This is a genomic window from Kocuria sp. (assembly GCF_030536815.1).
Taxonomy (GTDB): Bacteria; Actinomycetota; Actinomycetes; order Actinomycetales; family Micrococcaceae; genus Kocuria; species Kocuria gwangalliensis.
Genome location: NZ_JAUNPE010000144.1, coordinates 1 through 5,442, shown reverse-complemented (window position 1 = coordinate 5,442; position 5,442 = coordinate 1). Strand labels below are relative to the sequence as shown.

Here is a 5,442-nt window from a genome sequence, read left to right as displayed (position 1 = left end):
CCGTGGCCGCGCCCAAGGTGATCTCCCGGTAACGGTCGACGACGCCGCTCGGTCCGGTGCCGGCCTCATCGACAGCTGGTGGCGGCCCGAGCGGTGGGCCGTGATCGACGTCGTGGCCCAAAAGCCACCTGCGTTACATGAGAATTCTCTAATGGCTTCTTAACGCTGGTCTCACCCGGTGCAACGAGCCTGGGGGTGTGATTCGAAAAATTCTCATGCTGCTGGGCGTCATGTGCGTCCCCATCGCGTTGGCCCTCGCCAGTCAGTCCCTTGCGGCAACCGCGGAACCACCGCGGTTGCCGCAGGAGACCGTCACCGTGCCGTTGGGCGGTTCCGGCGAGCCGTCCGAACCGGCGGCATCAGCGTCCCCGGACGTTTCCGTACCCCACGTGGGTGAGATCCCGCAGCAGGTCCAGCAGAACCCGCACCCGGTGCCGGTCCCCGGTGACGAGGACCTGGACGACGGCTGGGACGGCGATGTCGATGACTAAGACACCGCAGAACTCCGCCATGGAAATGACCCGGGTCTCGGCGCGGTGGCGCATCGTGGGCTGGATCGTGTTGACCACGCTCTTGGCGCTGCTTGCGGTCACCGTCACCATGCGGTCATTCCTCATGGGCCAGGTCTCGGAATCCGCCAATGCTGCGATCGCCCAGGAGTTCGACGAGTTCCGGGTCTTCGCCCAAGAAGGTGTTGACCCCACCACGGCCGAGCCGTTCACGTCCCTGGAACCGTTCATGCAGCGGTACCTGTCCCGGCAGACACCGGCCACCGGCGAGGCCATCATCGCCGTGGTGGGGGACCAGGTCATGTACACGGACAACGCCCGCGACGACCCGGGGGAGTTGCTCGCCAGTGACCGTGCGCGCCTGAACGAGCTGGTGCAGTCCTCCGAGAACTCCGGTGTCACGGACGGCGAGCACGGCGAAATGCGCTGGGGCACGATGTCCGCCGGCGCCCCGGGCAGCGACGAGCAGGGCACTTTGATCGTCGTGCATTTCACGCAGGAAGCGCGTGAGGCGGTGAACCGTCAGGTCGTGGTGCTCGTCGGTATCGCCATGGCGGGGCTGCTGTTGACGGCCGGTATCGGGTGGCTCGCGGCGGGTCGGATTTTGCAGCCCATCCGCACCATGCGTGAGGTGGCCGATTCCGTCACGGCCCAGGACCTGTCCACGCGGATCCCGGTGCACGGCCGGGACGACCTCTCCCAGCTGGCGCACACCCTCAACAACATGTTGGATCGCGTGGAACGCGCCTACGGTTCACAGCAGCACTTTGTGCTGGAAGCCCAACACCACTTGCGGGGACCGCTGTCCCGCACGGCGCAGGCCATCGAGACCCTGGCGACGGCGGACGAGAACCCCGCCGAGCGGCGTCGTGCGGCCCAACAGGCCAACCGTCAGATCCGGTCCATGCGCCGCACCCTGGTGGACCTGGATCTGCTCGCCCAGAGCGATAAACCCGACTTCGTGCAACCGCACCGCGTGAGCCTCAAGCAGCTGACGGTGGAGATCTACGCGGACGCCGCCGAGAACAACCCCGGCCGGCAGTGGAACCTGGAGTCAACAGCCAACGGTGAAGCCTGGGTGGATCCGGCGCGCATCGCGGACGCCATGCATCAGGTGGTGCGCAACGCGGTGGACCACACCGAGCCGCAGGATTCCATTCGCGTGGGGTCGACCCTGACCGATCAGGGCAAAACCCTGAGAATGTGGGTCACCAATCACGGCATCCCCCTCAACCAGGAGCAGGCCGAGGCGCTGTTCGAGATGTATCGCACGGAGGCCCAGGGCGAGGACGAATCCGGCATGGGCCTGGGTCTGGCCGTGGTGCGGGCCGTTGCGGACGCCCACAACGGCAGCGCGTGGGTCGAGTCCGGTGGTCCGTCCGGGACCCGGTTCGGGATGGACATTCCCGTGGCTGCCCCGGCGCCCCGCACGGACGGGGAAGTCGAGCAGCTCGCCGGAGAGGTTCACGAATCCATGCGGGAGGAACGATGAATTCCGCAGCCTCGCCGTCGCCCGAACCCGACCAGCAGGCCCCGGTTCGCTACGCCACCACTGCCCCGCGCCCGCCCGCGCTCGCACCCAGGGATACCCCTCTGACCTGGGCCAAGGACAATGTCCCGGCGATCATTGGCGCGGTCCTGTTGCTGGCATTCGTGGCCTGGTGCGCCGTCGAGGCCTTCGGCCCGGCCGACGACGCCGCACGGTTACCGGCCCAGGGCGCACTCACCTTGGCCGTGTTCGCGATTGCCATCTGGCTGTGGATCTTCTCCTCCATTGGCGACACGTACGTGGCCCTGGGGGCGGCAATCGTGCTGGTCCTCACCGGCATGCTCTCCGACAGTCAATTGTTCTCGTCACTGGGTGAGGACACCGTATGGCTGCTGCTTGCCGCGTTCGTGATCGCAGCGGGTGTGACCGCCACGGGGCTGTCCACCAGGGCGGCCGTGTACATCGTGACCGGCGCGACCGGGGTGCGGCAGCTCGTGTACCTGGTGACCGGGGTTCTGGTGGCCACGGCGTTCGCGATCCCGTCCACGTCCGGGCGTGCCGCCCTCGCGCTGCCCATTTTCATGGCGCTCGCGCAGGCACTGCACGATCGCAAGCGGCTCGTGTTGGCGCTGTCCCTGTTGTTCCCGTCGGTGATCCTGCTGTCCGCGGTCGCGTCCTATTTGGGTGCCGGTGCGCACATCATCACCAGCCAGATCCTGCAGACCGCCGGGCACGAGGGTTTCTCGTTCACCACGTGGCTGATTTACGGTCTGCCGCTCGCGGTGATCTCCTCCTACGCGTGCGCCGAACTGATCATGTGGTTGTTCCTGGACAAGGAGAGCCGGTCGCAGACGCTGGACGTCAGCGTCGAGAAGCTCCAGGAACACACCACCATGCTTCTCAGGGGTCCGCTCACGGTGGGTCAATCCCGCGCGGCGCTGCTCACGATGGCCGTGGTGGTGTTGTGGTGCACGGAATCCCTGCACGGTCTGCACCCCGCAGTGGTTGCTCTGTTGGGTGCCCTGTTGGCCACGAGCCCCGGATACGGGCTGGTCAGCATGGGTAAAGCATTGAAAACCGTGCCGTGGTCCATGCTCCTGTTCATGGCCGCGACCCTCACACTGGGCACCGCCCTGGTGGAGTCCGGCGCCGCGGATTGGCTGGCGCACCGTGTGCTCGGACCGGTCTCCGGTGCCGGCGCCGCGGCGGGCGTGGTGTTCGTGGTGGTGATCGTGATGATGTCCACGGCCGCGCACCTGGTCATCCAGTCGCGCTCGGCGCGTTCTGCGGTGCTGATCCCCATCGTGGTGTCCCTGGCTCCGGGTGTGGGCGTGGATCCCATGGCCGCGGCCTTCGCCTCCACGGCGGCTGCCGGTTTCTGCCACACGCTCACCAGCTCCGCCAAGCCCGTGACCCTCTTCTCGGACGTCGAGGGCATCGAGACGTACCAACCCAAGGACCTGCTGAAGCTCAGCGCATTCCTCGCACCGCTGATGGCGGGCATGGTCCTGTTGTTCGCCTTCGTCATTTGGCCCCTCATGGGCATGCCGCTGTTCCTCTGAGTCCTGTTCGTTCACCCGCCACAGAAAGCGACTTCATCATGGTTTCCCATTTCCCGCAGAACATCTTGGTGGCCCCCTCCGGCTTCAAGGAATCCCTGGACTCCAACGCCGTGGCCGCCGCGATCCAGGCCGGCGTGCGCCGTGCCGTGCCCGGTGCCATCATCCGCGCCGTTCCCATTGCCGACGGCGGCGAGGGCACCGCAGAGACGCTGGCCACCGCCACCGCGGGCCACCTGATTCCGATGACCGTGACCGGTCCCGTAGGTCAGCCCGTGGACTCCCATTACGCGGTCCTCGGTGGCTCTGCCAAGGGCACCGCCGTGGTCGAGATGGCGGCCGCAGCGGGTCTGCGACTGGTACCCCAGGACCAGCGCGACCCGGGGGCAACGACCACGCGCGGCGTCGGCGAACTAATTGCCGCGGCACTCGACGCGGGTCTGCGGCGGATCCTCGTGGGCTGCGGCGACTCCGGGACCAGCGACGGCGGCTCGGGGGCGCTCAGGGCCTTGGGCGTGGGTGTACTGGACGCGGAGGGCAACGAGGTTCCGGACGGCGGTTCCCACCTCACCACGGTCGATCATCTGGACATGACCAACCTGCACCCGGCGCTCAAGGACGGTTCTGCCCACATCACTTTGGCGCTGAACCCGCACAACGTGCTGACCGGCCCCAAGGGCGTGGCTCGCGTGTTCGGACCGCAGAAGGGCGCGACCCCCGAACAGGTCGAGCAGCTGTCGGACGGGTTCGACAACTGGGCCGCCGTGCTCGGCCGCGACTGTGTGGAGTCCGCGCGCGGCACGAACTTCGCGCACGGTGTGGGCACCGGTGCGTCCGGAGGTCTGGGCGCGGGGATGGCCGCGCTGGGTGCCACCTTGATGCCACGGTTCCAGGCACTGTTGGATTCCGGGCTGGCCGGTATCGACCTGGACGACCTGCTCAGCACGGCCGATTTGGTCATCACCGCCGAGGGCGCCATCGATTTCCAGACACCCAAGGGCAAGGTGCCCGCGGAGATTGCACGCCGTGCCACGCTGCACGGTGTGCCCGTCATCGGCCTGGCCGGAACGTTGGGTAAGGGGTCTCGGGACGTCTACGACATCGGCATTGATGCAATTGCATCGATTGTGCCGGTACCGATGTCTCTGCAGGATGCCGTGGCGGACGGCGAGCGGCTGCTGATCGAGGCCACCGAACGGCTCATGCGCACCTTGATTCTGGGCGCGAATATCGCGGCGGCACGGATAGGGCGGGATCGGTAGTGGGTGCTGTGACATCGCACAGTACGTGATGGCCGCCCACGCGATGTACAACACGATCAGCGGCGTCGGAATGTTGCGGGCTCTCATTGTGTTGTTGTCTTCGGAAAGTATCCGGGCAGGCATTGTGCCTCGCCCCGGTGAGGATTGTGGAAGGACGCAGATGACTACTCTTTTCGACCCGCTGACGGTGGGCAAGTACGAACTGAATAACCGCGTGGTGATGGCCCCGCTTACCCGCATGCGGGCAGATGCGGACGGCGTGCCCACGGACATCATGGTGGAGTACTACGCCCAGCGTGCATCGGCCGGCCTGGTCGTTTCCGAGGGCACGTTCCCCACGCTGGTGAGCCGCGGTTACATGAACGAGCCGGGCCTGGCCACGGATGAGCAGGCTGCCGGCTGGGGTCGCGTGGCCGAGGCTGTGCACAAGCGCGGTGGCCTGTTCTTCATTCAAATCATGCATGCCGGACGTCTGGTCCACCCCGCGTTGACCGGCGGGCAGCAGGGTGAAGCTCCCAGTGCCATCGCGTCGGGTGAGCCGATTCACGTCCCGGGTGGTAAGGTCGATACTCCGGAGCCGCGTGCCCTGGAACTCGAGGACCTGCCGCGCGTGCGCGATGAGT

General features: G+C 66.8%; 4 protein-coding genes and 1 pseudogene. All 5 read left to right on the top strand.

The genetic code is table 11. From position 1 onward, the window contains the following. The first annotated feature begins 197 nt into the window (after window positions 1–197). The gene (locus tag Q4E95_RS10855) at window positions 198–491 is read left to right on the top strand and encodes a hypothetical protein (protein ID WP_303383323.1); all 294 of its coding nucleotides are present in this window, start codon (window positions 198–200) and stop codon (window positions 489–491) included. Further along, window positions 484–2,001: a HAMP domain-containing sensor histidine kinase gene (locus Q4E95_RS10850; protein ID WP_303383322.1), complete on the top strand. Its 1,518-nt coding sequence runs from the start codon at window positions 484–486 to the stop codon at window positions 1,999–2,001. The genes Q4E95_RS10855 and Q4E95_RS10850 overlap by 8 nt, the downstream gene beginning before the upstream one ends. After that, the gene (locus Q4E95_RS10845; protein ID WP_303383321.1) at window positions 1,998–3,560 is read left to right on the top strand and encodes an SLC13 family permease; all 1,563 of its coding nucleotides are present in this window, start codon (window positions 1,998–2,000) and stop codon (window positions 3,558–3,560) included. The genes Q4E95_RS10850 and Q4E95_RS10845 overlap by 4 nt, the downstream gene beginning before the upstream one ends. 38 nt (window positions 3,561–3,598) lie before the next feature. After that, complete coding sequence (locus Q4E95_RS10840; protein WP_303383320.1) at window positions 3,599–4,819, top strand: glycerate kinase; 1,221 nt, start codon at window positions 3,599–3,601, stop codon at window positions 4,817–4,819. Window positions 4,820–4,979: 160 nt separating this feature from the next. Next, window positions 4,980–5,442, top strand: a pseudogene (locus Q4E95_RS10835) (alkene reductase); the annotation flags it as partial.

Coding starts and splice junctions, on each gene's coding strand:
- Q4E95_RS10845 (WP_303383321.1), top strand. CDS start 1,998: ATGAATTCCGCAGCCTCGCCGTCGCCCGAACCCGACCAGCAGGCCCCG.
- Q4E95_RS10840 (WP_303383320.1), top strand. CDS start 3,599: ATGGTTTCCCATTTCCCGCAGAACATCTTGGTGGCCCCCTCCGGCTTC.
- Q4E95_RS10850 (WP_303383322.1), top strand. CDS start 484: ATGACTAAGACACCGCAGAACTCCGCCATGGAAATGACCCGGGTCTCG.